This window comes from Demequina sp. (assembly GCF_047975725.1).
Lineage (GTDB): Bacteria > Actinomycetota > Actinomycetes > Actinomycetales > Demequinaceae > Demequina.
In genome coordinates this window covers 33,225-57,251 of the sequence record NZ_JBKEED010000010.1, presented here as the reverse complement: position 1 = coordinate 57,251, position 24,027 = coordinate 33,225, and the positions used below count along the sequence as shown (strand labels likewise).

The 24,027-nt window shown below is 69.2% G+C and carries 26 protein-coding genes; 12 read left to right on the top strand and 14 right to left on the bottom strand.

Annotated elements, in window-relative coordinates; translation table 11 throughout:
• Positions 1 to 44: 44 nt before the first annotated feature.
• From ACK5NO_RS02300 to ACK5NO_RS02290, 3 genes are read left to right on the top strand one after another with little or no spacing between them, the layout of a single operon-like run.
• A complete protein-coding gene (locus tag ACK5NO_RS02300) occupies positions 45 to 1,352 on the top strand; it encodes a hypothetical protein (RefSeq protein ID WP_416811052.1) in 1,308 nt (435 codons plus the stop codon).
• The gene (locus ACK5NO_RS02295) at positions 1,352 to 2,452 is read left to right on the top strand and encodes an ABC transporter ATP-binding protein (protein WP_416811051.1); all 1,101 of its coding nucleotides are present in this window, start codon (positions 1,352 to 1,354) and stop codon (positions 2,450 to 2,452) included. The genes ACK5NO_RS02300 and ACK5NO_RS02295 overlap by 1 nt, the downstream gene beginning before the upstream one ends.
• On the top strand, positions 2,449 to 3,093 hold the full coding sequence (locus ACK5NO_RS02290; protein ID WP_416811050.1) for an HAD family hydrolase: 645 nt from the start codon (positions 2,449 to 2,451) through the stop codon (positions 3,091 to 3,093). The genes ACK5NO_RS02295 and ACK5NO_RS02290 overlap by 4 nt, the downstream gene beginning before the upstream one ends.
• A gap of 156 nt (positions 3,094 to 3,249) precedes the next feature.
• Here the strand turns inward: ACK5NO_RS02290 and ACK5NO_RS02285 are convergent, their stop codons facing one another.
• Positions 3,250 to 3,684 (bottom strand): OsmC family protein, encoded by a 435-nt coding sequence (locus tag ACK5NO_RS02285; protein WP_416811049.1) that lies wholly within the window; start codon positions 3,682 to 3,684, stop codon positions 3,250 to 3,252.
• A gap of 163 nt (positions 3,685 to 3,847) precedes the next feature.
• On the opposite strand from ACK5NO_RS02285, the gene metE reads away from it, so the two are divergent.
• Together metE and ACK5NO_RS02275 are read left to right on the top strand one after the other, a co-directional pair.
• Positions 3,848 to 6,175 carry a 5-methyltetrahydropteroyltriglutamate--homocysteine S-methyltransferase gene (gene metE / locus ACK5NO_RS02280; RefSeq protein ID WP_416811048.1) on the top strand — a complete coding sequence of 776 codons (2,328 nt, stop codon included), beginning with the start codon at positions 3,848 to 3,850 and terminating at the stop codon, positions 6,173 to 6,175.
• Between the two features lie 253 nt (positions 6,176 to 6,428).
• Positions 6,429 to 7,919, top strand: a complete 1,491-nt coding sequence (locus ACK5NO_RS02275; protein ID WP_416811047.1) for a family 43 glycosylhydrolase — start codon at positions 6,429 to 6,431, stop codon at positions 7,917 to 7,919.
• Between the two features lie 68 nt (positions 7,920 to 7,987).
• On the opposite strand, the gene ACK5NO_RS02270 is transcribed toward ACK5NO_RS02275, so the two are convergent.
• The 4 genes from ACK5NO_RS02270 to ACK5NO_RS02255 all read right to left on the bottom strand — a co-directional run bounded on the left by ACK5NO_RS02270 (position 7,988) and on the right by ACK5NO_RS02255 (position 10,555).
• Positions 7,988 to 8,404, bottom strand: coding sequence for a prepilin-type N-terminal cleavage/methylation domain-containing protein (locus tag ACK5NO_RS02270; RefSeq protein WP_416811046.1), 417 nt, complete (start codon positions 8,402 to 8,404; stop codon positions 7,988 to 7,990).
• 152 nt (positions 8,405 to 8,556) lie between these two features.
• Complete coding sequence (locus tag ACK5NO_RS02265; protein WP_416811045.1) at positions 8,557 to 9,054, bottom strand: GNAT family N-acetyltransferase; 498 nt, start codon at positions 9,052 to 9,054, stop codon at positions 8,557 to 8,559.
• A gap of 49 nt (positions 9,055 to 9,103) precedes the next feature.
• Positions 9,104 to 9,520 carry a DUF6174 domain-containing protein gene (locus tag ACK5NO_RS02260; RefSeq protein WP_416811044.1) on the bottom strand — a complete coding sequence of 139 codons (417 nt, stop codon included), beginning with the start codon at positions 9,518 to 9,520 and terminating at the stop codon, positions 9,104 to 9,106.
• Positions 9,521 to 9,661: 141 nt separating this feature from the next.
• The gene (locus tag ACK5NO_RS02255) at positions 9,662 to 10,555 is read right to left on the bottom strand and encodes a phosphotransferase (protein ID WP_416811043.1); all 894 of its coding nucleotides are present in this window, start codon (positions 10,553 to 10,555) and stop codon (positions 9,662 to 9,664) included.
• Positions 10,556 to 10,719: 164 nt separating this feature from the next.
• Between ACK5NO_RS02255 and ACK5NO_RS02250 the strand changes: the two genes are divergently transcribed.
• On the top strand, positions 10,720 to 11,145 hold the full coding sequence (locus ACK5NO_RS02250) for a polynucleotide kinase (protein WP_416811042.1): 426 nt from the start codon (positions 10,720 to 10,722) through the stop codon (positions 11,143 to 11,145).
• 25 nt (positions 11,146 to 11,170) lie between these two features.
• Here ACK5NO_RS02250 and ACK5NO_RS02245 read toward each other — a convergent pair whose 3' ends face one another.
• Complete coding sequence (locus ACK5NO_RS02245) at positions 11,171 to 11,737, bottom strand: GNAT family N-acetyltransferase (protein WP_416811041.1); 567 nt, start codon at positions 11,735 to 11,737, stop codon at positions 11,171 to 11,173.
• A complete protein-coding gene (locus ACK5NO_RS02240; protein WP_416811208.1) occupies positions 11,738 to 12,640 on the bottom strand; it encodes a phosphotransferase in 903 nt (300 codons plus the stop codon).
• 138 nt (positions 12,641 to 12,778) lie between these two features.
• Here ACK5NO_RS02240 and ACK5NO_RS02235 point away from each other — a divergent pair, with 138 nt between their 5' ends.
• Entirely contained in the window at positions 12,779 to 12,958 is a 180-nt protein-coding gene (locus ACK5NO_RS02235; protein ID WP_416811040.1) for a hypothetical protein, read from the top strand.
• Positions 12,959 to 13,007: 49 nt separating this feature from the next.
• Positions 13,008 to 13,136 carry a hypothetical protein gene (locus ACK5NO_RS02230; RefSeq protein WP_416811039.1) on the top strand — a complete coding sequence of 43 codons (129 nt, stop codon included), beginning with the start codon at positions 13,008 to 13,010 and terminating at the stop codon, positions 13,134 to 13,136.
• 49 nt (positions 13,137 to 13,185) lie between these two features.
• On the opposite strand, the gene ACK5NO_RS02225 is transcribed toward ACK5NO_RS02230, so the two are convergent.
• Positions 13,186 to 13,623 carry a MerR family transcriptional regulator gene (locus ACK5NO_RS02225; protein WP_416811038.1) on the bottom strand — a complete coding sequence of 146 codons (438 nt, stop codon included), beginning with the start codon at positions 13,621 to 13,623 and terminating at the stop codon, positions 13,186 to 13,188.
• A gap of 134 nt (positions 13,624 to 13,757) precedes the next feature.
• On the opposite strand from ACK5NO_RS02225, the gene ACK5NO_RS02220 reads away from it, so the two are divergent.
• Positions 13,758 to 14,825, top strand: coding sequence for an aldo/keto reductase (locus tag ACK5NO_RS02220; protein ID WP_416811037.1), 1,068 nt, complete (start codon positions 13,758 to 13,760; stop codon positions 14,823 to 14,825).
• Between the two features lie 32 nt (positions 14,826 to 14,857).
• On the opposite strand, the gene ACK5NO_RS02215 is transcribed toward ACK5NO_RS02220, so the two are convergent.
• From ACK5NO_RS02215 to ACK5NO_RS02200, 4 genes are all read right to left on the bottom strand, one after another.
• Complete coding sequence (locus tag ACK5NO_RS02215) at positions 14,858 to 16,105, bottom strand: Dyp-type peroxidase (RefSeq protein ID WP_416811036.1); 1,248 nt, start codon at positions 16,103 to 16,105, stop codon at positions 14,858 to 14,860.
• 5 nt (positions 16,106 to 16,110) lie between these two features.
• On the bottom strand, positions 16,111 to 16,662 hold the full coding sequence (locus ACK5NO_RS02210; protein ID WP_416811035.1) for a copper chaperone PCu(A)C: 552 nt from the start codon (positions 16,660 to 16,662) through the stop codon (positions 16,111 to 16,113).
• Positions 16,663 to 16,766: 104 nt separating this feature from the next.
• Entirely contained in the window at positions 16,767 to 17,366 is a 600-nt protein-coding gene (locus ACK5NO_RS02205; RefSeq protein ID WP_416811034.1) for a hypothetical protein, read from the bottom strand.
• A 284-nt stretch (positions 17,367 to 17,650) separates the two neighbouring features.
• The gene (locus tag ACK5NO_RS02200; protein ID WP_416811033.1) at positions 17,651 to 18,841 is read right to left on the bottom strand and encodes a MalY/PatB family protein; all 1,191 of its coding nucleotides are present in this window, start codon (positions 18,839 to 18,841) and stop codon (positions 17,651 to 17,653) included.
• Between the two features lie 107 nt (positions 18,842 to 18,948).
• On the opposite strand from ACK5NO_RS02200, the gene ACK5NO_RS02195 reads away from it, so the two are divergent.
• Positions 18,949 to 20,022, top strand: a complete 1,074-nt coding sequence (locus ACK5NO_RS02195; RefSeq protein ID WP_416811032.1) for a hypothetical protein — start codon at positions 18,949 to 18,951, stop codon at positions 20,020 to 20,022.
• Positions 20,023 to 20,032: 10 nt separating this feature from the next.
• Here the strand turns inward: ACK5NO_RS02195 and ACK5NO_RS02190 are convergent, their stop codons facing one another.
• Complete coding sequence (locus tag ACK5NO_RS02190; RefSeq protein WP_416811031.1) at positions 20,033 to 20,875, bottom strand: ATP-grasp domain-containing protein; 843 nt, start codon at positions 20,873 to 20,875, stop codon at positions 20,033 to 20,035.
• Positions 20,872 to 21,666 (bottom strand): phosphotransferase, encoded by a 795-nt coding sequence (locus ACK5NO_RS02185; RefSeq protein WP_416811030.1) that lies wholly within the window; start codon positions 21,664 to 21,666, stop codon positions 20,872 to 20,874. The genes ACK5NO_RS02190 and ACK5NO_RS02185 overlap by 4 nt, the downstream gene beginning before the upstream one ends.
• A 407-nt stretch (positions 21,667 to 22,073) precedes the next feature.
• Between ACK5NO_RS02185 and ACK5NO_RS02180 the strand changes: the two genes are divergently transcribed.
• Positions 22,074 to 22,616 carry an RNA polymerase sigma factor gene (locus tag ACK5NO_RS02180; RefSeq protein WP_416811029.1) on the top strand — a complete coding sequence of 181 codons (543 nt, stop codon included), beginning with the start codon at positions 22,074 to 22,076 and terminating at the stop codon, positions 22,614 to 22,616.
• Positions 22,616 to 23,944 (top strand): hypothetical protein, encoded by a 1,329-nt coding sequence (locus ACK5NO_RS02175; protein WP_416811028.1) that lies wholly within the window; start codon positions 22,616 to 22,618, stop codon positions 23,942 to 23,944. Before ACK5NO_RS02180 ends, ACK5NO_RS02175 begins: the two co-directional genes overlap by 1 nt.
• Positions 23,945 to 24,027: the final 83 nt, after the last annotated feature.

Here is a 24,027-nt window from a genome sequence, read left to right as displayed (position 1 = left end):
CCCAGCCTTCCCCGTATCCCCACTCAACCCGTAAGGACCTGATCATGAAGCGCATCACCGCCGCCGCATCGGCCCTCGCCGCCGGCTCCCTCACCCTCGCCGGATGCTCGACCTCCACCCCCGCAGACACCGACCTCGACGCAGCGATCGCCGAGGCCGCCGATGTCACGACCTGCGTGCCCGGCGAGCACACTCTGAGCGTCGTGGGTGGCAGCCAGGCCACCGACGCCATGGCCGTCGCGACCGCAGCCCTCCAAGAGAAGTACCCGGAGCTCACCATTGAGGCCGAGCCCGCCGCGACGTCCGGCTACGCCGAACTCACGCAGCAGGTCGTGGCCGACATCGCCGTGGGCAAGCGGCCCGACGTGATCATGTCCGGCCTGGGACAGCTCGGATTCTGGGTCGAGGAGTACGACGCCGCCCCCATCGACCCCAGCGCGCTCGCGGACACCTATCAGGACCAGTTCTTGGCCGCCGGCACCGTCGATGGCGAGGTCTACCTGGCCCCCGCGCAGATCTCCGCGCCGGTGCTGCTGGTCAACCAGGACGCTCTCGACGCGGCCGGCGCAGGTCAGGCCGAGGACATCGTCGACTACGCCTCGTGGATCGCGGCGGCGCAGAAGGTGACCGAGGCCACGGGCGCGCCGTCGGTGTCGATCGCATCTGTGGGACTGGCCGACTGGTACTCGCAGGCCTTTGTCCAGGCGTCTGGGGGAACCTTCGTGGCTCAGGACGGCACGGCCGGGTTTGACGACGCCACCGGGATCGAGGCGCTGAACATTTGGCCCACGATGGCGGAGCAGGGCCTCGAACTCGGGGTCCTCAACGTGCAAGAGGCGATTGCACCCTTTGCCTCCGGCGAGGCCGCCTTCGTCGTGGCGACCACCTCGATGATCGCCACGCTCCAGGGCATGGTCGGCGAGGCCTTCGCCCTGACCGCCGTGGACCTGCCGGGCGCCAACGGCACCGAAGGTGACCTTCCCGCGGGAGGAAACGGCTGGATCGTGCTCAGCGACGACTCGTGCGAGGCCGCGTACGCCAGCGAGTACATCGGCCTGTTGCTGGGAACCGAGGCGGTCCTGAAGGCCTCCGGCACCGAGTACTCCTACATCCCCGTGGACTCCGCCGCCGCCGAGCAGTTGCTCGCGACCGAGGGCTTGAGCCAGGCGGTGACCTACGCGTGGACCTACGACAAGGCGCTCACCCCCTGGGGCGGCTTCGACGGCACCATGACCGCCCAGGTCAACGACGCCATCAACACCATGGCCCAAGAGCTGCAGTTGGGCGCCGCCGCCGAGGACGCGGTGCCCGCCGCCGCGGCCGCCATCGACGCGATCGTGGGCGGCAACTGATGGCCGGCGTCGAACTGCACGGCATCCGCAAGACGTTCGGCGACGTGGTCGCGCTCGACGGGATCGACCTCGAGATCGGCGACGGGGAGAACCTGGCCGTGCTGGGGCCCTCGGGCTCGGGCAAGTCCACGCTGCTGCGCATCATCGCCGGGCTCGAGACCGAATCCGAGGGTGAGGTGCGCTTTGGCGGGGTCTCGCAGCGAGGCGTGCCGCCGCACCTGCGCGACTGCGCGATCGTGTTCCAGCACTTCGCGCTCTACCCGCACCTGTCATCGCTCGAGAACATCACGCTCGGGCTGCGGCACGGGCTGGGTCTGCCCAAGGCTGAGGCCGAGAACCGTGCGCACGACATCGCCCGGCGCATGCAGGTGGAACACCTGCTCTCGCGCCGTCCTGGCCACATGTCGGGCGGTCAGCGTCAGCGCATCGCGCTGGCCCGCGCGCTGGCGCGCAGGTCGAGCATCGTCTTGCTCGACGAGCCGCTGTCCGGGCTCGATGCCCAACTTCACGCGGTGCTGCGACTCGAGATCGCCCAGTTGCTGCGTTCCGTGGGCGCGACGGGGGTGAACGTCACCCACGACCAGCTCGACGCCATGGCCATGGCCGACCGCATCGCGGTCATCAACCACGGCCGTATCGAGCAAGTCGGCACGCCCGACGAGCTCTACGCCGCGCCTCAGACCTTGTTCGTGGCGTCGTTCATCGGCGCCCCTCCCATGAACCTCCTCCCGGCCGATGCGCGAGGCGAGTCCTCGTTCTTCGCTGCCGTTGAGGGGGCGGGGCCTGGGGTGACCTACGGGGTGCGGGCCGAGGACCTCGCGCTCGTGTCCGATGGCTCCGTGGGGGCGTGGACCTTGCACGGCGTCGTGGGACTGATCGAGCCCGCCGGTCGCGACCGCGTGGTGCAAATGACCACCGACCACGGCGACACCGTGGCCTTCCGGTGCGAGGTGCGCGGCACCCCCGCGGCGGGCGAGCGCGTGGCGGTGCGCGCCCGCCCCGAGGACGTGCACGTGTACGACTCCGCCACGGGTCTGCGCCAAGGGAACGCGGTGACGGCCCCGATGGTGGCACGCCGGGGCGCAGGGGTGGGCGTATGACGGCCTCCTCGGGTCCAGTGGTGGTGCTCGTCGACTGGAATGGCACCGTGGTGCTCGACACCGTGCGTGCGCGCGAATCCCTCAACGGGGTACTGCGCGCTCGGGGGCTCGTTTCGCTTGACGCTCAGGGCTTCTCGCGGGAGTTCCACCTGCCCATGGCGGACATGTTCGTGCGGCTCGGGGTCGCCGACCCGCTCGTCGCCGAGGCGGAGTGGAACGCACGCATGGCGGCCTCTCCTGCTGCGTTGCGGCCCGGCATGGGGGCCGTGCACGAACTGGCCTCGAGCGGTGGTGCGCGGTTGGGAGTGATCTCTGCCGCATCGGCCGGTGCCGTGGGGGCGGACATTGCCGCCCACGGGCTGGCGGCCGTGTGGGACACCGTCGATACCTCGGTGAGCGACAAACTCGCGGTGCTGCGGGAGCGGCGGGGCGACGAACCGCTCGCGCTCTACGTGGGGGATACCTGTTACGACATGCGGTGCGCGGTCGAGGCGAGCTACATACCCGTTGCCGTCAGCGGCGGGTACACGGCGGTCGACCTGCTGCGTGATGCAGGCGCGGCGCACGTCATCGACTCGTTCGATGAGTTGGTGGGGCTGCTCGCCGCCCTCGCGCCCGCGGCAACCGCGCTGCCGAGCTAGGCGGCTCTGCCCTCGAACTGCGAACCGCTGTGCGGCGGGCGCGCGGCGTGTCGAGCGCCCGCCGGCTCCGCGAGCGGTGTGTCGCTCGCGACAGTGGTGCGCAGTTCGAGGGGTGGGGGTCGGGCAGGAACCGGCGTGCCGGCCCCGATCCTCGCCTTACGCGCTCTCGGTGGTGCGCAGCGTCACCGGCACGCCCGCCGCGACGGTGCGCGACACGGTGCAGGTCTTCTCCTCGGCGGCCTTGAGCGCGGCGTCCACGCGGGCGCGCGCCTTGTCGCCGGCCTCGCCCTCGGGGAAGGCGACGTCGAACAGCACGTCGATGTTGCGCAGGATCGCAGGGGTCGAACCGCCCACCTTGTCAGCGGTGGTGGTGACGTCAAAACGAGTGGGCTCGGCGCGACGCGAGGTCATCATGTCCAGGTCCGTCGCAGAGCAGCCGGCGATCGCGACCATGAGCAACTCGACTGCGCTCAATGCGCCGTCGACGTTGTACCCGAACCGGTACTCGGCGCCTGCGGGGTTGCGGGCGACATAGACGCCTTCTGCCTCGCGCGTGAGGGTGACCTGCTTGGGGGAGATCTCTTCAGCCATGCCAGCCATCATGACATCGCGCCGAACGCATCTCAGCATGCGGACAGCCGTAGCCACAGGGCGAACAGAGCGCTAGACTCGCGAACGCACTCCTCGGCGCTGACAACCCGCGTCGACCAAGCGCAATGGCGAGCCCGCCGCGCAACAACCTCCATGAGGAAACATGACTGATCACCACCAGCCCTCTGTCCCTGCGCCCGCCTTTCCCGGCGGCACCATCCTTGGTTACCCGCGCATCGGCCGAATGCGTGAGCTCAAGCGGGCACTCGAGCAGTTCTGGAAGGGCGCCACGACCGAGGCCGACCTCGAGTCCGTCGCGAGCGACCTGCGTGCCGCCAACCGCGACCGTCTGGCCGCGCTCGGACTGGGCCGCACCAACAGCTCGATCCCGTCGAACTTCTCGTACTACGACCACGTGCTCGACGCAGCCGTGACCTTTGGCGCCATCCCCACCCGCTTCGCTGACCTGCGTGCGGAGGACGGCTCCGTCGACCTCGCCGGCTACTCGACCATCGCCCGCGGCGTGGGCGACAAGGCCCCGCTCGAGATGACCAAGTGGTTCGACTCGAACTACCACTACCTGGTGCCCGAGATTGGCCCCGAGACCGCGTTCGCGCTGTCGAGCACCCGCTGGGTGGACGAGTTCGTCGAGGCCAAGGACGCCGGCTTCGTCACGCGCCCTGTCATCACCGGTCCGCTCACGTTCTTGTACTTGGCCAAGGCCTCCGATGACGCTCCCACGGGCTTCCAGCCCATCGAGCGCCTCGACGACCTGCTGGCCGTGTACATCGAACTGCTCGCCGCCTTCAAGGCCGCGGGTGTCGAGTGGGTCCAGATCGATGAGCCCGTGCTGGTCGCGGACATCGACGCCGACCGTGCGGAGGTGCTCGCCAACGCCACCAAGGTCTACGAGGCCCTGGTCGCGGCGGACAACCGCCCCGCCCTGTTTGTCGCGGCTCCGTACAACAGCCTCGACGACGCACTGCCGGTCCTCAAGGACGCAGGCGTGGACACTATCGGCCTCGACCTGGTGCGCGGCGCGATCCCCACGGACATCGACCTGACGGGCGTGACCGTCGTCGCCGGTGTGGTCGATGGCCACAACATCTGGCGTACCGACCTCGACGCCGCGCTCGCTAAGGCCGATGCGGTCGCCGCCCTGGGCGCCACCGTCACCATCGCGTCGAGCACGAGCCTGTTCCACGTCCCGCACACCCTGCAGGGCGAGGAGCACCTGGGCGAGGAACTCATCAGCTGGCTCGCGTTCGCCGACGAGAAGGTCGGGGAGATCGTGACCCTCGCGAAGGCGCTGAGCGAGGGCGAGCACGCCGTCGCCGGTGCGCTGGGTGACGCCCGTGCCGCGCTCAAGGCCCGCGCCGAGCACCCGGGCACCAACCGCGCCGAGGTCCGCGACGCGCTCGCGGCTGTGGACTCGACGGCCTTCGAGCGCAGCCCGTACTCGGTGCGTGCCGCCGCTCAGGAGAACCGCTTCCACCTGCCCGAGCTCGCGACCACGACCATCGGCTCGTTCCCCCAGACCCCCGAAATCCGCAAGGCGCGTGCCGCGTGGGCCAAGGGCAACCTGTCGGACGCCGACTACGAGCAGGCGATGAAGGACGAGATCGCCCAGGTCGTGAAGCTGCAGGAGGACCTGGGACTCGACGTGCTGGTCCACGGCGAGGCCGAGCGCAACGACATGGTGCAGTACTTCGCGGAGCTGCTCGACGGCTTCGACGTGACCGTCAACGGCTGGGTCCAGTCCTACGGTTCGCGTTGCACCCGCCCCTCGATTCTGTGGGGTGACGTCGCTCGTCCCGAGCCCATGACGGTGCGCTGGGCGCAGTACGCGCAGTCCCTCAGCGACAAGCCCGTCAAGGGCATGCTCACCGGTCCGGTGACCATCCTCGCGTGGTCGTTCGTGCGTGACGACCAGCCGCTCGGCGACACAGCCAACCAGGTGGGCCTTGCCTTGCGCCAGGAGATCGCGGACCTTGAAGCTGCAGGTATTGGCATCATTCAGGTCGACGAGCCCGCCCTGCGCGAGCTGCTGCCGCTCAAGAAGGCCAACCAGCCCGCCTACCTCGAGTGGTCGGTCAACTCGTTCCGCCTTGCGACCGCCGGTGCAAAGGACGACACCCAGGTCCACACGCACCTGTGCTACTCCGAGTTTGGCGAGATCATCGACGCGATCGACGGCCTCAACGCCGACGTCACCTCGATCGAGGCGGCCCGTTCGCGCATGGAGGTGCTGCCTGCCATTCGCAACCACGGCTACGAGCGCCAGATTGGCCCCGGCGTGTGGGACATCCACTCGCCGCGCGTGCCCTCCACCCAGGAGGTCACCGAGCTGCTCCAGCTGGCCAAGGACTCCATCCCCGGCAAGCAGCTGTGGGTCAACCCCGACTGCGGTCTCAAGACCCGTGGCTACGCGGAGACCACCGCGTCGCTGACCAACATGCTCGAGGCAACTCGCGCGGTGCGTTCGGCGTAACCGCCGCGTCGTTCTCAGGTCAGGCCCGGTTCCCCTCGCGGGGAGCCGGGCCTGAGTTGTTGTCGGACGGCCGATGCGCGGGTGGGCTTGGTTCGCTCACCGCTCCGGCTGTGCGCTCCCGACCCGCGGATCGGCCAGCAATCGGTGATGACGGCACGCCAGGTAGCGGCTAGCATGAGGCGAAGCGCTTCGACAATGGCCCAGCCACCCGGCCGATGCACTCGCCCCCTACGAAGAACAGGATCCGTCGACGATGACGCACCCCGCCCAGGACCCCGCCCCCCGCTCGAGCGCCACGACGCCGATCGTCCCGGGATTTCACCCGGATCCGAGCATCTGCCGCGGGCCCGACGCCTTCTACCTGGCGCACTCGACCTTCGAGTACTCGCCGGGCGTGCCGATCTGGCGTAGCGAAGACCTCGTGAGCTGGGAACTCATCGGGCATGCGCTCACTCGCGACTCGCAGTTCCCTGCCGGCACTGTAGGCGCCAACCTGGGCGTGTACGCGCCCACGCTGCGCTTCCACGACGGCCGGTTCTGGATGATCACCACCAACGTGGTGGGCGGCGACGGCGGGCAGATGCTCGTCACGACCGACGATCCGCGCGGTGAGTGGAGCGACCCCGTGTCGATTCCTGCCAGTCCCGGCATCGATCCCGACATCGCGTGGGACGTGGACGGCGGCTGCTACGTCACGTGGTCCGGCACCTACGAAGGCCACGGCGCGATCATGCAGGTCGACGTGGACCCTGCGACGGGAGCGCTGCTGTCCGAGCCTCGCAAGCTCTGGTCCGGCACGGGCATGTCGCACCCCGAGGCGCCGCACCTGATCCGCCAGGGGGACGACTGGTACCTGCTGATCGCCGAAGGCGGCACGGAGCGCGGCCACAGCGTGTCGATCGCTCGCGCCGACAACCCGCGCGGACCGTTCGACGGCTGCCCCGCGAACCCGATCCTGTCGCACCGCTCCACGCCGCACCCCGTGCAGAACACGGGCCACGCGGACCTGGTGGAAACTTCCGAGGGCGAGTGGGCGATGGTGTACCTCGCTGTTCGGCCCCGAGGCACCACTCCCGGCTTTCACGTCAACGGCCGCGAGACCTTCCTCGCTGGGGTGACCTGGGAGGACGGCTGGCCCGTGGTCAACGAAGGTGCCTTCACCGTCCCCGCGCCGGCGACCTCGTTCGAGGATCGCTTCGAGGGTGACCGCCGTGACCTGCGGTGGATCTCCCCGAGTGCGCGGCTCGAGACCTTCACCGCGCCCCACCCGCAGGGCGGCCTCGAGATCAGCCCCTCCCAGACGGAGCCGCTGCCAGCGTTCCTCGCGGCGCGCTGCCTCGACCCGTACTGGACTGCCCAGGCGGACGTCGATCCCCAAGCCGGCACCGCCGAACTCCGTGTCCACTCGGACGGCCGGCACTGGTACGCGGTGCGAGCCAGCGCATCGGCCGTCCAACTGGTCGCACGCATCGGCGACCTGGAAACGGTAGTGACCAGTATCGAGCGCGCGGCAGGTGGCCCGCTCACCCTGCGGGCCGCCGCGGTCGAGGCCACCACGGCCGGTCCCGACGACCTCGCCTTCTGGGTGATCGACGGCGGCGAGGAGACCTCGCTCGGGCGACTGGATGGCCGCTACCTTTCCACCGAGGTCGCCGGCGGATTCACTGGCCGTGTGTGGGGCGTGCGGGCGATCGACGCCCCGGTGCGGGTGCTGCGGATGACGTACGACGCCGCTGGGGCGTGACACCTGACAAGGCCCGGCCCTCGCTCAGGCGAGGACCGGGCCAAGGTCTGTGACAGGAGCGCCGATCCCTAACAGGAAGCCTGCTCGACATACCCGTTCTGGGCGTCGAAACGGACTGCGGGGTTGTTGGCCTTGTCGCCGTGGGGGTGGTTGAGCTCGAGGCACCAGTTCTCGAGCGTGGTGCCGCGATACTCCACCAGGTCGACGCCGGGCGAGACTCCCAGCACCGATTCCCCATTGATCGTGTAGCTGTCATCCGTCTGTGCGACGGTGACGGTGCCAGCACTCTCATCCCAGGCGGCCCTCACGAGGGTGCCCAGGTTCATCGCATCGGACTGCGCGGCAGCGTCGTTGGCCTTGCGCTGGTGATCCAGGTACAAGGGGATGGCGATCGCTGCCAGGATTCCGATGATGACGATGACGACGAGCAGTTCGACCATCGAATAGCCCGCATCGGACCCCCGCCTCGCGGTGGGGACCGTCATGGTGTTCTCTTTTCAGTTCCACACCCGCCCGAAGGCGGGGGCCGCCCTTCAAGATGGCGGTGATGCCATGGGCGACGCTCTATGGTGACGGACCTCACAGGTCCCGCGCAAGGGAGGCAAAGCGGGGCAAATGCCCTGGACGCCCCGGCGGGCTATGCCGAGTGGTGGATGTCGCGCTGCAGGTAGGCGACGTCGATCCAACGGTCGAACTTGCGGCCCACCTCGCGCAACACGCCCACTTCACGGAAGCCCACGGCCTGGTGCAGCCCCATGGATGCGTCGTTGGGCACGGCGACCAGGGATAGTGCCGTGTGAGCGGGGGTCGCCTCCAGCCGGGTCAGCAGTTCGTCGTACAGCGCGCGCCCGAGGCCGCGTCCTGACTGGCCCTGTGCCAGGTAAATCGTGGTCTCGACGGAGTGCAGGTATGCGGCGCGCGGCCGGTAGGGCGCGGCGTACGCGAAGCCCACCACCGCATCGGCCTCCACCGAGACGAGCCACGGCAGGCCCTGCTCCTGAACCTTGAGGATGCGGGCGCCCATGTCCTCGACGCTCACCTCGTCGTACTCGAACGTGATGACGGTTTCGCGCACGTACGGGTTGTACAGGGCCGCGATGGCGTCGGCGTCGGCGGGGGAGGCGTCGCGAATCATGCGCCCATTCTCCCCTCCCCCTCCCCGTCAAATGGATCCATTTTCATCGTTACGGGGTGGTGAAAGCGGTGACGACCATCGTGAGCTCGTCGTCGACCGCATCCTTGTCCATGTCGACCGCATACTGGGAGGGCCTGCCGTCGCGCTCTTGCTTGAGGGACACCGCGTCGGCGCCAGCAGCACGGGCCTGCTCGTAGCGCTCGATCACCTGGGAGAGGGTGTCGAAGTTCTCGGGTCCACCCGACCCCTCGAGCGTGCTCCACTCGTCAAGGCCCTCGACCTCGGCGACTTCGTGATCGCGCACCGTCACGCGCCACTCACCCGCGGTTGGCCCGAACACGGTGATGGACGCCTCATAGGTGTAGTCGGCGGGCTCGTCCCAGTCGCGGGCCGGTTCGGTCGTGCATCCACTCACCGCCAGCACCGCGGCCACCAGCAGCGCCGATGCGCGTTCTGCCCCTCGCACAAGCCTCACCTTGGCACGGGGCCGCCCAGGAATCTAGGGGCAGGTCTTCCCCGCTCCCGTCAAATGGATCCATTTTCATCGTGTTGCGGCCCGCCACTGACAACCAAATGGATCCATTTGACGGGAAAGGGGGTGGGGGGATCAGGCCTCACGCGCCGCCTCTAGCTCGATGAGGCGCTCCCACGCGATGCGCAACAGGAACGGATCGTCGAAGTAGATGTACCCCAGCGCCGCGAACACTTGGTACGCCGCGGCCCGGGAGGCCGTCGCCCCGCTGATGGGGCCATAGCCCGACCAAAACTCGTCAAGTCCGTCGAGCGGCACCAGGTTGGCCGCGTAACCCAGGTCGGCCGCGGGGTCGCCGGCGCCGAGGTTGTGCCACAGCAGGATGCCGGCGAAGGAGCCACGATCCGACATCACCGCTCGCGGCTCGAGGCGCCCGTGCGTCCACGTGGGGGCGAGGTCCACGCGTTCAGCGGCGCCCGCCTCAAAGATTGCGCGCACCATATGTTGGTCGATCACACGGTTCTCGGGGGCCTCCTTCGCCACAGCGAAGGCGAGCAGTTCCTCGAACCACGGGCGCAGTGCTGCTAACCCCGCTCCCGCGCGCGGATTGACAGGCGCCTTGCGGGAAGCCGGGCTGTGCAGGTCCCGAAGGGCGCGACCAAAGGGCGCGAGCGCGTGCTCGTGCAGCGGCACGAACGCTGCCGTCGAGGCGGAGATCCAGCGCACCAACACCCAGTGCCACGGGAAGCCGTGCCCGGGCGTCCCGGTCGCCACGGGCATGCTCGCGGGGAACGTCCACTTGCGCGAGGCCGACGCGTATAGGTCGCTGCAGCGCTCGTACAGCGCGTCGTCGCGGGCGTGGCGGGGGAAGATGGCGCCCCAGTGGTCTCCAATGCGGATCGCGAACTGGTCCTCGAGCGTGTAGCGTCGCCCCAACTCCTCGCCGGCGAGGTGGGGGAACTGCTCGTCGATCAGGCTCCGCGCCATCGCGTCGGGGACATAGAAGGGCTCTTCCGGGGCTGCCACCATGGCGGTCACTCTAGCGGCGAAGGTGAGGCATTTCGTGGGATTTGTGACGCTCGCGTCGCGTCGCGTCGTGGGCGGATCGGGCAAGATGTCCTCGTGGTCACCTCTCACGTTGCCCGGCGGTATCGTCCCTGCAAGCCAGCCCGCACGGGCGGAAAGGTCTGCGCATGAGCGAGCGTGCATCGGCCGTCATTGTTGACCTCGACGGCACCCTCGCCCACATGGGTGACCGTCACCCCTTCGCAACCTCCGGCTACGACCTCGACACGCCCAACAACCCCGTGATCGAGGTGGTGCGCGCGCTGCATCTCGCGGGCCACACCATCGTGATCGTGTCCGGGCGCAAGGAGGTCTCGCGCACCGAGACCGAGTGGTGGCTGGGCACTCACCTTCCCGTGCCGTTCGAGGGCCTGCACCTGCGTCCCGACGACGACGACCGCGCCGACGGGATCGTCAAGCGCGAGATCTACGAGCGGGAGATTGCGCCACGTTTTGAGGTGCTGTGCGTGCTCGACGACCGCAACCACGTGGTCGACATGTGGCGCGACGAGCTGGGCCTCACGTGCCTCCAGGTCGCGCCGGGGGACTTCTGAGCGGTACCGGGCCCGCGCATCGGCCCTAGTCCTGCGCTCGACGCGCCCGCCACTCGCGCGCGAGCAACCCGAACATCGCGTCGTCCGAGACCTCGTCGTCGACCCAGTAGCGCTCGCGACGGATGCCCTCGTGGATGAAGCCGATGCGCTCGAGCACCTTGATTGATTGCACGTTGTGCGGGTGCGTTGACGCCTCGATCCGGTGCACCCCGAGATCGAACACGGCGTAGTCGACGAGCCTCGCGGTCGCCTCCGTCGCGTAATAGTGGCCGCGAGCCCAGGGGTGCAGCGTGTAGCCCACCTCGGCCGTGCGGCCATTCTCGGTGAGGTGGATCGCGACGTCGCCCACGACCCTGTCGTCGCGCTGGCGCACCACTGCCAACTGATACCAGTGGCCGGGCTGGGGGCCGGGCCGGCTGGTCACGTCCTGGATGAGCGCGCGGGCGCGTTCGACCGGGTACGGCGCACGCCAATCCTGGTACTGCGCGGTCGCGGTGTCGGACCGGCGCTCGGCGAGATCCTCCGCGTCGTCGAGCGTCATGGCCCTCAGCATCAGGCGCTCGGTCATCAGCGGCTCGAACGACGTCCCCATCTAGCTGTACGTCCCCGTGAGGTCCGCCACGGCGCCCAGGCCAGCGGCACGGAACCGGTCCTCTTCCATGGACGCCAACGTGAGCGCATAGGCGGCCGCGCGGGCGAGCACGCGCTGACGGCCGGGACTGCCCGCGCCCACGCGCACGGTGCCGTGGGCGGTGCCATAGGCCTCGAGGAGTGCGTCGGCGTGCAGGCCCCCGACGAGGGTCCACGCCTGTCCAAGATCGGTGGCGGGGTCGCCCACGGCCGCGTCGCCCCAGTCGAGGATGCCCGCGAGCCTGCCGTGCAGGGTCAGCACGTTGGCGCCGTGGAGGTCGAGGTGCGCCCACGTGCGCTCGGGCTCGTCCGTGGCGGCGCCGTCCTCGAACAGGGCCCGCAGCGCATCGGCCTGGAGGGGTGTGACGTCGCCCGTGTTCTCCAGAGCGGCCAGGCGCGTGTCGAAGATCTCCGCCACCTCGCGAAGGGTGCCGCTGCGGAACGGGTTCGACGGTGCACCTGCGGGGGCGCGTCGGTGCACCTGCGCGAGCGCGGCACCCAGGTCGCGCGCCCCGGCGTCGGTCAGGGGCTCGTCGAAGGCACGCACGCCCCTGAGCCACGGCACGACCGACCACCGCCACGGGTAGCCGCAGCCCGGCTCGCCCACGCGAATAGGCACGGGAGCGGGGAACGTCCAGTCGCGCCGGATCTGCGGAAGCCAATCGAGTTCGACGTGCGCGATCTGCGCCCCGATCGCCCGTCGCGGCAGCCGCACCGCAAGCTGATCCCCCAGACGGAACATCGCGTTGTCCCAGCCGTCGATGCGCGGGCCGATGCGCTGATCCGCGAGGTCGGGATGCTGCTGCGCGAGCAAGGCCTGGACGAGCGTGGGCTCGAGATCGATCTCGGCCTCGGGAGTGGGCATCGTCGTCACGGTTTCAGAGTAAGCACACCCACCCCCCGGGTTCGCGTAGACCTCGCCCACTTTCGCGACAACGGTGCGCCCTGCGCGCCGCTCAGGCCCATCCGGGCCGGGATGCCGGCGCGCCAGAAGCCTGGTGCCATGCACGTGATCAGGCCCGCGGTGCCTCAGGACGGTCCTGCGATGGGCGACATCCACGTCGCTGCCTGGCGGCACGCCTACGCGGACATCATGGACGCCGACTTCCTGGCGAAGAGAGATCCGATCGCCGTCGGTCAGTGGTGGACGCAGAACCTCGCCGGAGACGGCGCTCCACGCTGAGGCAATCGCGCTACTCGCTCAGCAAGGTGCGTCCCAGGCCTACCTGTGGGTGGCGCGGGAGAACGCGCGTGCGCGGCGGTTCTACGAGCGCGAAGGGTGGGTGGCCGACGGCACGGAACGCACCGAGGAACTCGGTGGCGCGGCTGTGATCGAGACGTTGTACATGCGCGCGCTCTGAGGCAGGCCGCAACCCACGCCCAGTACTCCGGACCTGACCGGCAAAGGGACTAGGCGCGGACGTTGCCCGTGATGTCCTCGGGGATCACGTCTTCGGCGGCAAGCACGCCGCGGTAGTACTCGAGCTTGAAGTTGAGCCGCTCGAGGTGTTCCTGGTCGGACGCCATTCGCGCCACGAGCGCCTCGCGATAGTGAGCAAGCACTGTCACCCGGTCTGCGATGGTGTGGTCGCCCGCCACGGTGAGCGCGACAAACGCCTTCATCTCCCGGATGGGCATGCCCGTCGCGCGCAGCAACTGCAGGAACCGGATCCACCCAAGGTCGGCCTCCGAGTATCGCCGATGCCCGCTCGAGGCCTTCTCCACCGGCGCGAGCAGTCCCTCGCGCTCGTAGTAGCGCAGGGTGTGCTTGGAGCAGCCGGTCTCTCGCGACGCCGCGTCGATGCTCAGTCCAGTCATGCTCTGTCCAGTCATGCTCTGTCCAGTCATGCGGCCACCGTAGGACTTCGAGTGCACTCGAAGTCAAGACCCGATTTTCAGCCCTTGACTTCGTGCGCGCTCGAACTTTTAGCGTCGGTCGAGGGTGCCCCGCCCGGGGCGTCTCGAACCGTCGAGGAGGAGCCATGACCACGACCACCACCGCCCAGTCCGCCCGCCCACTGGGCAGCACCGGCACGCATGTGGTGCCCATCGCGTTGGGCGCCATGCTTATGGGGACCCGCACGCCCGAGCCCGAGGCCAGACTCATCCTCGACCACTACGTGGGTGAGGTCGCACCACGCTTCGCGGCCCCCGACGGCACGCCGGCCCGCGCGATGATCGACACCGCCGACTGCTACTGCTGGTGGGAGGCGCCCGGCGATGAGGGCGGCCACTCCGAGGCGCTCCTGGGACGTTGGATGGCCGATGCGGGTGCACGGCCAAGCGTCCATCTCGCCACCAAGGGCTCGGCACGGGTGGCCGGGTTCGAGCGGGCGTTCACCGCTCGCGGCGAAGCCGACTGGGAGTATGCGCGAGCGAACTTTGTGGGAGCCTCGGCCGCAGTGCTGGAGCGCAGCCTCGAGGCCTCGCTGGCACGGCTCAGCGTCGACTCGATCGACCTGTACTACGTGCACGTCGATGACCGCTCGACCCCCCTTGAGGAGACCCTCGAGTGGCTGGCGGGAGCGGTCGGTGACGGGCGCATCGGCGCTTATGGATACTCCAATGTGCGCACGTGGCGGCTTGCCCGGATCCGTGCGCTGTGCGAGGCCAACGGCTGGCCTCAGCCAGCCGCGCTGCAGCAACAGCACTCCTACCTGCGGGGACGGGCGGGACTGCGCCATGGGTCGATCGTGGGTGACGAGCAGCTGGACTACTTGGATGCGCATCCCGACCTGCAGCTCGTGGCGTACTCGCCTGTGCTCAAGGGGCTGTTCTCGGCGCGGGAGCGCAGGGACCAGTTCTGGGCGATGGAGCCGTACGAGGGCCCGGATGCGTTGGCCCGACTGGCTGCGGTGGACAGGGTCGCGGCGCAGACCGGTGGCACTGGCAATCAGGTGGTGCTGGCGTGGATGCTCGCGCAGGCCTCACCGCAGGTGTTGCCGCTGATCGGCGCGCGCACCTTCGACCAGTACCTCGAGTGCATCGAGGCACTGGACGTTCAGCTCACGCCCGCGCAGGTGGAGGAGCTCGCCGCGGCCGGCGCGTGAGCCCCCTGGTGGGCCCGTGAGCACCCTCGGTGTCACGCGAGAAGTGTGTCCCCGATGAACCCGCCTTCGGCACACCCCGGGGGGATCGCGAACACTGCTGATCCCACCGGGGTGGTCCACGTGTTCAACAGGTCCACCTCGGCGAGCCGCGTCTGAATGGGCAGAAACTGCCGGGTGACGTCGGCCTGGAAGGACGCGAAGATCAGCCCCGACTCCGACACCGAGTCGCCCGAGGGCTCCACGTCGTAGTTGTAGGAGCGACGGAAGATGACCTCGTGGTCCTCGACCGGACGGGCGCGCGCGATGTGGGCCACGGGCGAGATCACCGTCAGTCCGGCGGCGTTGCGGGCGTCGAAGTCCGGCTCGTCGGCCTCGCGATCTCCAGTCAGCGGTGCCCCGTCGCTAAAGCGCCGGCCCACGGAGAAGCCGCGGGCCACCGGGTCGACCTCATCCCAGGTGTCCAAGTCGAGCCGCGTGCGCCGAATCACGAGTGACGTGCCGCCAGCGAGCCACCGGTCCGAGCTCCACACGACCTTGTCGAACTCCGCGGTGCCCGGCTCGGGATTGGTGGTGCCGTCGATCTGCCCAAAGAGGTTGCGCATGGTCGTGCCCGACACCTGGGAGCCGTACGCGCGCCGAAAGCCGTCCTGACGCCACCGCACCTGGGCGAACGCGCGCGAGTCCTTGAGCAGCATGCGCACCGCATGCGCGGTCGTCACGGCGTCGTCCGAGGACACCAACAGCAGCAGGTCGCCGCCGTTCCAACGGTCCTCGAGGGCATCGATCGAGAACGGTGGCAGCGGCGCGAGCCAAGTGGGCACGGCGCTCGCGCCACCGGCCCGGCGCACCAACTCCGGACCAAAGCCGAACGTCACCGTCAGGGCCGCCGGCGATTCGGCCAGCTCTGGCTCGGTGTCGGCCAGGGCGCCGCGACCCTGCGCGAGCCGCGCCGCATTGTCGCTGAGCAGGCGCATCATGCGCCCGAGCGCATCGGCGTCGGTGTCGGCATGCAGGTCGAGCGCGACGTAGCTCGCGTGTGCCGCGATGGGGGTGGCGATGCCCGCCTGGTGCGTCCCGTGGAAGGGCAGGGTGCGCGCGCCGTTGAGGCCGGCCGCGTCGAGTTCGACCTCGCGGGAGGCGGGCAACACGCCCACCCGGTCGGCGGCGAGCGCCACCGCGGCGCCGGCGCCGGCGGCCGCTCCTCCAAAGAGGAGCGACCGTCGGCTCACCCCCGCACGGCCGGATCCGTCCCGGTTGTCGTGAAGCTGGTGGTCAGGCATCGGACTCAGTGGTCGCTGGAGTGTTCGGCGTCCGAGGTGGCCTCGGCGTCGGACGTGGAATCCATGTCCATGTCGCCGTGGTCGCCCTCGTATTCCTCGTTGGCGCCGGAGAACTCCTTGGCGACAGCGGTGAATTCGAACGTGTCGCCGCCTTCGAAGGTGAGGGTGAAGACAAGTTCGTCACCGGCCGCGATGGGCTCCTCGACGCCCATGAGCATGATGTGGTTGCCGCCGGGCTCCATGACGAGGGACTCGCCGGGCTCGATGGTGAAGCCACCGTCCTTCTGCTGCATGGTGGCCATGCCGTCGTCGCCGGTGACGGTCTCGTGCAACTCGATCATCGGCGACACGTCGACGGCGGCCGCCGTCAGCACGATCGGCTCGTCGGTGCCGTTGACCAGCTCGCCGAACGCGGCAGTCATGCCCTCGTCGACGGACTTGACCCACGGGTCGGTGATGGTGATCTCGCCGTCACCTTCCGAGGCGGACGAGCAGCCCGCCAGGGCAGCGGCGGTCAGGAGGGTCAGCGCGCCAAGGCGCGCAGCGGTGCGAAGCATGATGTCTCTTTCTTGTCTGCGTGGGGCGGTGCGCCCCTGTCCGGGGTGTGGCGTCAAACGCGCCAAGACACCGGCGGCACCCGTGCGGGCGGTCCGGTGTGGGGTTAGGCAGACAGCGCGGGAGGACCGCGCAACGAGCGAACGCCGCAGGCGGCGTCCAAGATTGCCGGGAAGGCCGATGCGCGGGTCACCGTGCGCACGGCGGCGACAGTCAGGGGGGTGCTGGCGGGCGCGGCGGGCAGCAGGTGTGCACACAGCCACGCGATGCCGCGCGTGGCTCGGGTCAGGAGCCACTCGGCGTGGTGGAGGGCGGCGGTAGTGACGACTGCGGCGGCCACGTGGGCGGCGGTCATGGCAAGCCCGCCGTGGGCGCCGTGTGTGGACGCTGCCGTCGTGGCGACCTCCAGGTGCCCGCCGTGGTGAGCGTGGCCCGAGGCGCTCATCTGCGCGCCGCCCGAGCCGACCACAAAGAGCGAATGGAACAGCGCTTGACTCACGCCGACCGCGATGGCGAGCCGCCACAGGGACAAGGCACGCCCGGCGAACTGCAGGCACACGGCCACCGAGAGTCCCCACGGCACGAGCACTCCTGCGAGTGCGGGAAGGTCCCCGCCTCCCAGGATGTGCGAGCCGAGCGCCACAAACGTGGACACGCTCGCGCCCAGCAGGGCACGCGTGATGCGCTCGGCATGGCTCAGGGACACGAGCGCATCTTCTCATGTGCGACCCGGACCTAGGTCCCGGGTGGCGTGTACTCCTCCCCGCCCCGGGGTTCGCGTAGATGTCGCCCACATTCGCGAACTCGGCGCGCGCTGCGCGTAGGTGAGGGTGCAGGAGTGGCAACCCGAGCGCGGCGCACCGCCCACGCCCCCGTGGGCGCCACCTACGCGCAGCGCGCACCAGAGGCCCAGAAGTGGGCGAGGTCTACGCGAACAGGGGGGGAGGGGGCGGGTGGGGGAAGGAAGGAGGGGGGAAGGGGAGGGCGCGCCTAGCCCACGTGGGTGGACGCCCCCATGCGCCTCACGGCCTCCGTGATGATGTCTGGATGCGTGGCGATGTTCAGGCGCACGTGTCCCTCGCCTCCGGTGCCAAACGTCGGCCCGGGGTTCAACGCCACCCGCGCGTGCTCAAGGAAGTGAGCCGATGGGTCGGCCCCGAGGTCGAGCCCTCGGCAGTCGATCCACGTCAGGTACGTCGCCTGCGGCAGGTGGTAGACGGCGCCGGCCAGATGTTCGGCGACGAGCGTCCCCATCAGGTGGCGATTGCGCTCGAGGCCGGTCAGGAGCGCTTCGAGCCACGGGCCACCGTGCAGGTAGGCCGCCGTCTGCGCCAGCGTGCCAAAGTGCGTGGGGCCGTGGTGAGGCGAGGCGGCGTACTGGCGCAGCTCCGAACGCACAGCGCTGCCGCCAACGACGAGCGCGGCCGGAATGCCCGCGAGGTTCCAGGCCTTGGAAGCGGCGTGCAACGCGAAGCCATGTTCGCCGCCGTCAACGGTCAGGTACGGCACAAACTCGTGGTCGGCGTAGACCAGGGGAGCGTGGATCTCGTCGACCACCACGCGCACGCCGTGCTGGTCGGCCAGGGCCGCCACCCGGGTGAGCTCGTCACGGGTGTGCGCGGTGCCCGTGGGGTTGTGGGGGCTGCACAGCAGGTACGCGGCGGACCGGCCGCCTGCGGTGGCCGAGGCGAACGCCTCCTCGAGCGCGGCGAAGTCGAGCCGCAGGTCCTCGCCCAGCGGCGCCTCGATCACCTCGCGGCCTGCGGCGCGCAGGTAGGAGTAGAACGGCGGGTACACCGGCGAGTTCACGACCACCTGGTCACCGGGCGAGGTGAGCATGCAGATCACGTCCGTGTAGCCCGTGATGACATCGGCGACCGTGGTGATGTGGTCGGCTTCGATGGACCAGCCCCAGCGCTCGGCCGCAAAAGCAGCGAAGGCGTCCGTGTAGCCCGTCCCCGCGGCGTACCCCATGTCGCCGTCGGTGATGGCGCGCTCGAGCTCCTCACGGATGGGCGCGGCGAGGTTGACGTCCATCTCCGCGACCCACAGCGGAAGCACATCCGGCTCGTACCGCCGCCACTTGGCGCTCGTGCGCGAGCGTAGCTGCGCGAGCGTGAGCTCGGACAGGGGATCAGCGAGGGCAGGGGCGGGTACGGTGGCGGCAGCCGGGACGGTCATCCCCACACTGTGGCAATGACGTCCCGGTCACGCAAGTGTGAGCCAGTCCTGGGTGGGCGCGGCGCGGTCCCTTGGGTGGGCCGCACGCCTGGCTTATCCTCCTGGCCATGAGGACGATGCGTGGCGACGAGGGGCGCTTTCCTGTAGGTGCGCTCATCACGATTGCGGTGGTCGCTGCGGCCGGCTTCGGCGCCTATTGGCTGCTGGGCGAGATGGGCTTTCTTGGGGCAACTCAGGCGCAGGTGACCACCTCTGCGAGCCCGGGTGCCCACGAGGACGACGATGACCCCCGCCCCGAGTGGCTCCAGGACACGGAGTATGCGTTGCCAGCGGCAGTCGAGCCCGAGGACGAGCGCATGCCCGTGGCACGGACCCTTGAGCCGTGGGTGTGGGATCAGGTCGACGAGGACTGGGACCTCAGCGTGATTCGGGTGGGCGAGGGCGATCAGTACACGTGGTTCTCGGACGTCCAAGAGCTGTATCTGATCTCCCCCACGGAGGACTACTTCAAGGTCTCCGAGTTCGACACAACGGTCAACAGGGATGTGGTCCACTGGGACCCCGAGCTGACGGTGGCCTGGATCAGGCGGGCCGACGGAAGCCAGTGGGAGCAGGTGATTGAGTTCGATCTGCGCACTCAGGAGAACACCTATGACTTCGCCGGGACCGCTCTGAGCACCGCGAATCGCGTGGACCGCGGCATCGCGAACCTCAATTACCTGGGGGTTCAGCCCGACGGCCAGGAGACCTGGGTCACCTATGACGGGACGGGCGCGACCACGGGGGTGGCGTGGCGTGACGGCACGCAGTGGCGCGCGAGCCTGGTGCGCGACGACATCCGCAAGGCCGTCCTGCAGGCGTACTCCCAGGATCGAGGCTTGCCCGCGTGGTTCGATGTGGACACCGGGCGTGCCGTCTACCACGGCGTTTACACCGCAGCGGCGGGGGGTGTGGACGGCTCCACGGAGAGCGCTACGCCAACCGCCGACCACCTATGGCTGGTCCACGACATGGTGGCCGACACCGTCACGAAGGCCACGGTCGCGGTGCCCTCGGACGACTGCGGACCGTTGGGTGGCGGGCATGCCGGCCTGTTCGACGGCGACAGGATCGTCGCGATGTGTGACGGTGAAGAGTGGCTGCTCGACCCGTACGCGGGCGGCGAGCCGCAGCGACGTTAGGCGGCCATTTTCAGCCCAGCAGTGCGCGGAACGCCTGCGCTGCGCGCTCGGGAGCGCCCGCGTCCATGCCCAGGAAGAGGCTCGGCTCGGTGAGTTCCAGTTCGAGCACCACAGGTCCGTCCGGCGTGGGCAGCAGGTCCACGCGCGCGTAGGCGAGGCCCGGCAAGGTCGCGACGATGGCGTCGGCGAGTGCGCGCTCGGCCTCGGTCGGCTGGCACGGCGTGATCTTCTCGTCGGCGTACAGGCCGGTGGACCACGACATGCCCCGCGACAGGATTGCGGCCTTGCGGGCGGCGTGCGAGAAGGTGCCGCCGAGGTACATCAGTGCGGTCTCTCCCTGCGTATCCACCTGGGAGAGGTAGGGCTGGATCATGGCGGTCAGGCCCCGCTCGTGCAGGCTCGCCAGGTGGGCCGATGCTCCGGCTGGGTCACCGTCGAACAGCGCAGCCCCGTTGGAGCCGGCACCGACGGAGGGCTTGACGACCACGTGGCCAGCGAGCGCATCGGCCGGGACGCTCTCGCCGGGTGCGATAAAGGTCGTGGGGACGGTCGCGAAGCCCTGGCGCGCGAGGTCGTCGAGGTAGCGCTTGTCGGTGTTCCAGCGAACGGTGTCGATGGGGTTGACCAGCCGCGTGACCTGGCCCACGCGCTCGCCCCAGGCGAGGAACTCGTCGAGCCGGTCGGTGTAGTTCCAGGTGCTGCGCAGGACCGCGACGTCGTAGGAGGCCCAGTCGATCTCGGGGTTGTCCCAGCCCACCAGTTCGGCCTCGGGAAGGTGCGGCAGCAGCAACTCCTCGTCGGCATCGGGGACGGGCAGTTCGACGGTCGTGACGATGGCGATGCGGGCAGTCATGAATTGAGGGTATCGAGCACGTCGGGTCGCTCGAGCCACCGGGCGTGGGCGCGGTACATGACGCCGTTGCGCTGCAGGTCTGGTGACTCCTGAGTGGCGCACCAGTCGGCCATCGCGTCGAGACGTCGGGGCACCCACGCGAGGACTTCGTGTGGGCGGTATGCGCGCGCGGCGTCGTCGATGACGAGGCTCCCGTAGCCCTCTAGCAGCACGGCGAGGCGACGGGCGCGCTCGGGGGCGGGCGCATCGGTCCTATCGGGGCCTTCCCCGTCGGCCACCGCATCGTCCCTATGCGGCGTCAGCGGCACGTAGCGGTAGGCGGTGTACGCGAGGTCCCACAGGCGCGGTCCGGGTGTGCACAGGTCAAAGTCGATGGCGCCGGCCCAGGCGTGACCCCGGTAGACGTGGTTGTAGGGCGCAAAGTCGACGTGGCACACCGTCTCCACGGGAGCGAGGGGTGCTTGCCACCACACGTCGTCGTCGCGGTGCTCGAAGGTCGCGGCGGCGTCGTGCCACTCGCGCAACCTCGCGCCGACGGTACGGAGGTTGGTGTCGGTGGTCATGAACGGTTCGAGCACGTGGTGAACGTCGCCGGGGAGGTAGTCGAGCACCTCGCGGCCCGCGTCGTCGAAGCCGTGCACCTGGGGAATCCACGTGATCCCCTGCGCGCGCACATGGGTCAAGAGCCGATGCACGGTAGGGCTGTGGGGGGCGGCGGCACGATGCACGCGGGAGCCGATGCGGACGACGGCATTCATGTTGCCACCGGGCAGGACCATCTCGGGTTCCATGGGCTGAGAGTAAGGCAGGTGATGCGACGAGGCCCTCCGCACGGGGGGAGGAGAGGGGCGGGGGCCCCGTCGCAAACCTGAGCCGACGCTGCGCTACCCCGAAGGGGCGTCGCGTCGAACAAGGGTGCGGCGCAGGCGACCTAGTCCCCGGATGGCCGCCTGCGCCACGTTTCTTGACGGTGACCACGCTGTCACCTGACGACATGAATGACTCTACGAGCCGCCTGGGGACGCCCGACGGGACGTAGGTCCCGCCGCTTTCCATCAAATGGATCCATTTGCACGCGAGGGGACAGGCAACTTCCCGTCAAATGGATCCATTTGACTCGTGGGGGGAGAGTGGGACCCAACTTCTTGGGGCGTCGGTGCGCTTTAGGGTTGTTGAGACGTCAGATTCGAGGGGGATCATGGCTAAATGGGAGCCGCTGCTCGCCGAGCTCATCGAGACTCGGCGGCGCGATTTGGTGGCGTATGCGCGGATGTTGACGGGGTCCTTGCCTGATGCGGAGGACCTGGTTCAGGACGCGTTGGTGGAGGCCTTCGGTGGGCGTGCGCGTTTCACCCACGTGGCCCAAGCGGAGGCGTATACCCGCAAGGTCATCGCGTCGCGGTTTATCGACGGCACGCGACGCAAAGCCACTGAACGCAAAGCGCTGGGCCGCTTGAGGCGGCCGGAGGTCGACACCGCTGCGGGGCCGGACTTGTTGGCAGAGCATCGCACCGACGTGACGCGGGCGTTGCAAACCTTGCCGGCGCGCGAACGCGCGTGCGTGGTGCTGCGCTATTTGCAGCATTTGACGATCGAGGAGACCGCGGAGCAGTTGGGCCTGAGTGCGGGCTCGGTCAAGCGCTACGTCCACGACGGGGTGGCGCGACTCAACACGGAGCTGGGCACGACGGCGGACCAGAGCGAGATGGACGTGATCGCGGTCGAGATGAGGAGGGTGTGATGGACGACTTGGGTGACCGCCTGCGCGGCGAGTACGAGACGTTGAGGTCTGACGTGTCCGAGCGCGACGTTGAGGTCTATGCGGCCGTGCGGTCGGGGGCAAGGCGCCGCCGTCAGGTGCGCGGGATGCTGACGGCCTCGGTCGCGGTGCTGGGAGTGGCCGCGGTGGGTGCTGGGGCGTGGGGCATCACCTCGGTGATGAAGGAGCAGCCCGAGCCGGCGGGGCCGGGGCTGACGCACTCGCCTACTGACGGGCCCACTGGCGAACCGGTGACGAGTACATCACCCGAGCCCGCCGTCACCGAGGACCCGCGCGCCGATGACAGCGCCGATGGGATCGCGGAGGACGCGCTGCCGGCGATGGCTGCGCAGCGGGAGTCGGCCGCCACGAACGACTGGACCAGTGATCCCTACCCCCAAGCACACGTGATGGAGGACTGGGTGTGGGACTTTGTGGGGGAGGGGTGGTCTCTCGACATCGCCTCCGAGCAGTGGTACCCCTACGACGATGCGTGGGTGCAGCCCGCGGCAGTGTTGTACCTGATCAGTCCCGAGGACGTGCATTTTGAGCTCTTCGAGTTGCCCGAGCGGGCGTGGGACGACGCGCGGGTGACGAGTTGGCGGGAGGACCAGGACACCGCCATGATCTGGTGGTCCGAGAAGAATGACGGCAGCCGCTATGGCAAGGGTGGCGCGGTTAACCTGCGCACGGGTGCGCTGGACGACCTGGTGATGAGCGTCAATGGCGAGACGGCGCACCACATGCGGTTCGTGACAGCTAATGCTGCTGGCGACGAACTGTGGCGCGCTGAGTCTTCCGCGGGGTTCAAGTACTACCGCTGGAGCGACGGCGCCGACGAGGACGGCTGGGTGGCGAGCGCGCTCGTCGATCAGGTACCCGATGCCGACGACCTTGGGAGCGAGACTGGAGTCGACGAGTTCACGGTAGCCGAAGGGGGAGATCGGGTGTTCCTGCGACCGACCGCTGAGGTGACCCGGACGCAGACGGACCTGACGGTGGTGACGTACGACCTGGCGGCAGACAAGATCACCTCGTTCCCGTTCACAGGGCTACCGCCGGGAGCGAGGTTCCAGTTCGCGCGGATTGCTGACTCCGAGACCCTCTACGGATGGCTGATGTTCCCGGACACCACTGCCGACAATGAGCACACGTACGACGCCGTAGAACTCGAGTTCACGCTCGATGGAACGGGGAGCTACTCGACCGCGACGGAGGCTCCTGAGTCTGGCGGTAGCGAGGTCGGCGGGCCCGTGGGCTATGGCCTGGCCTCGCCGCTGGGGGCCGGGAGTGAGGCCTGCGGCTGCTGACAGGTAGCACAGCGCCGATGCGCCTGCCCGTGGGGGTGGCGTGTGACCTTGGTCGCACGCCACCCTCGCGGGCTGTGGCGTTG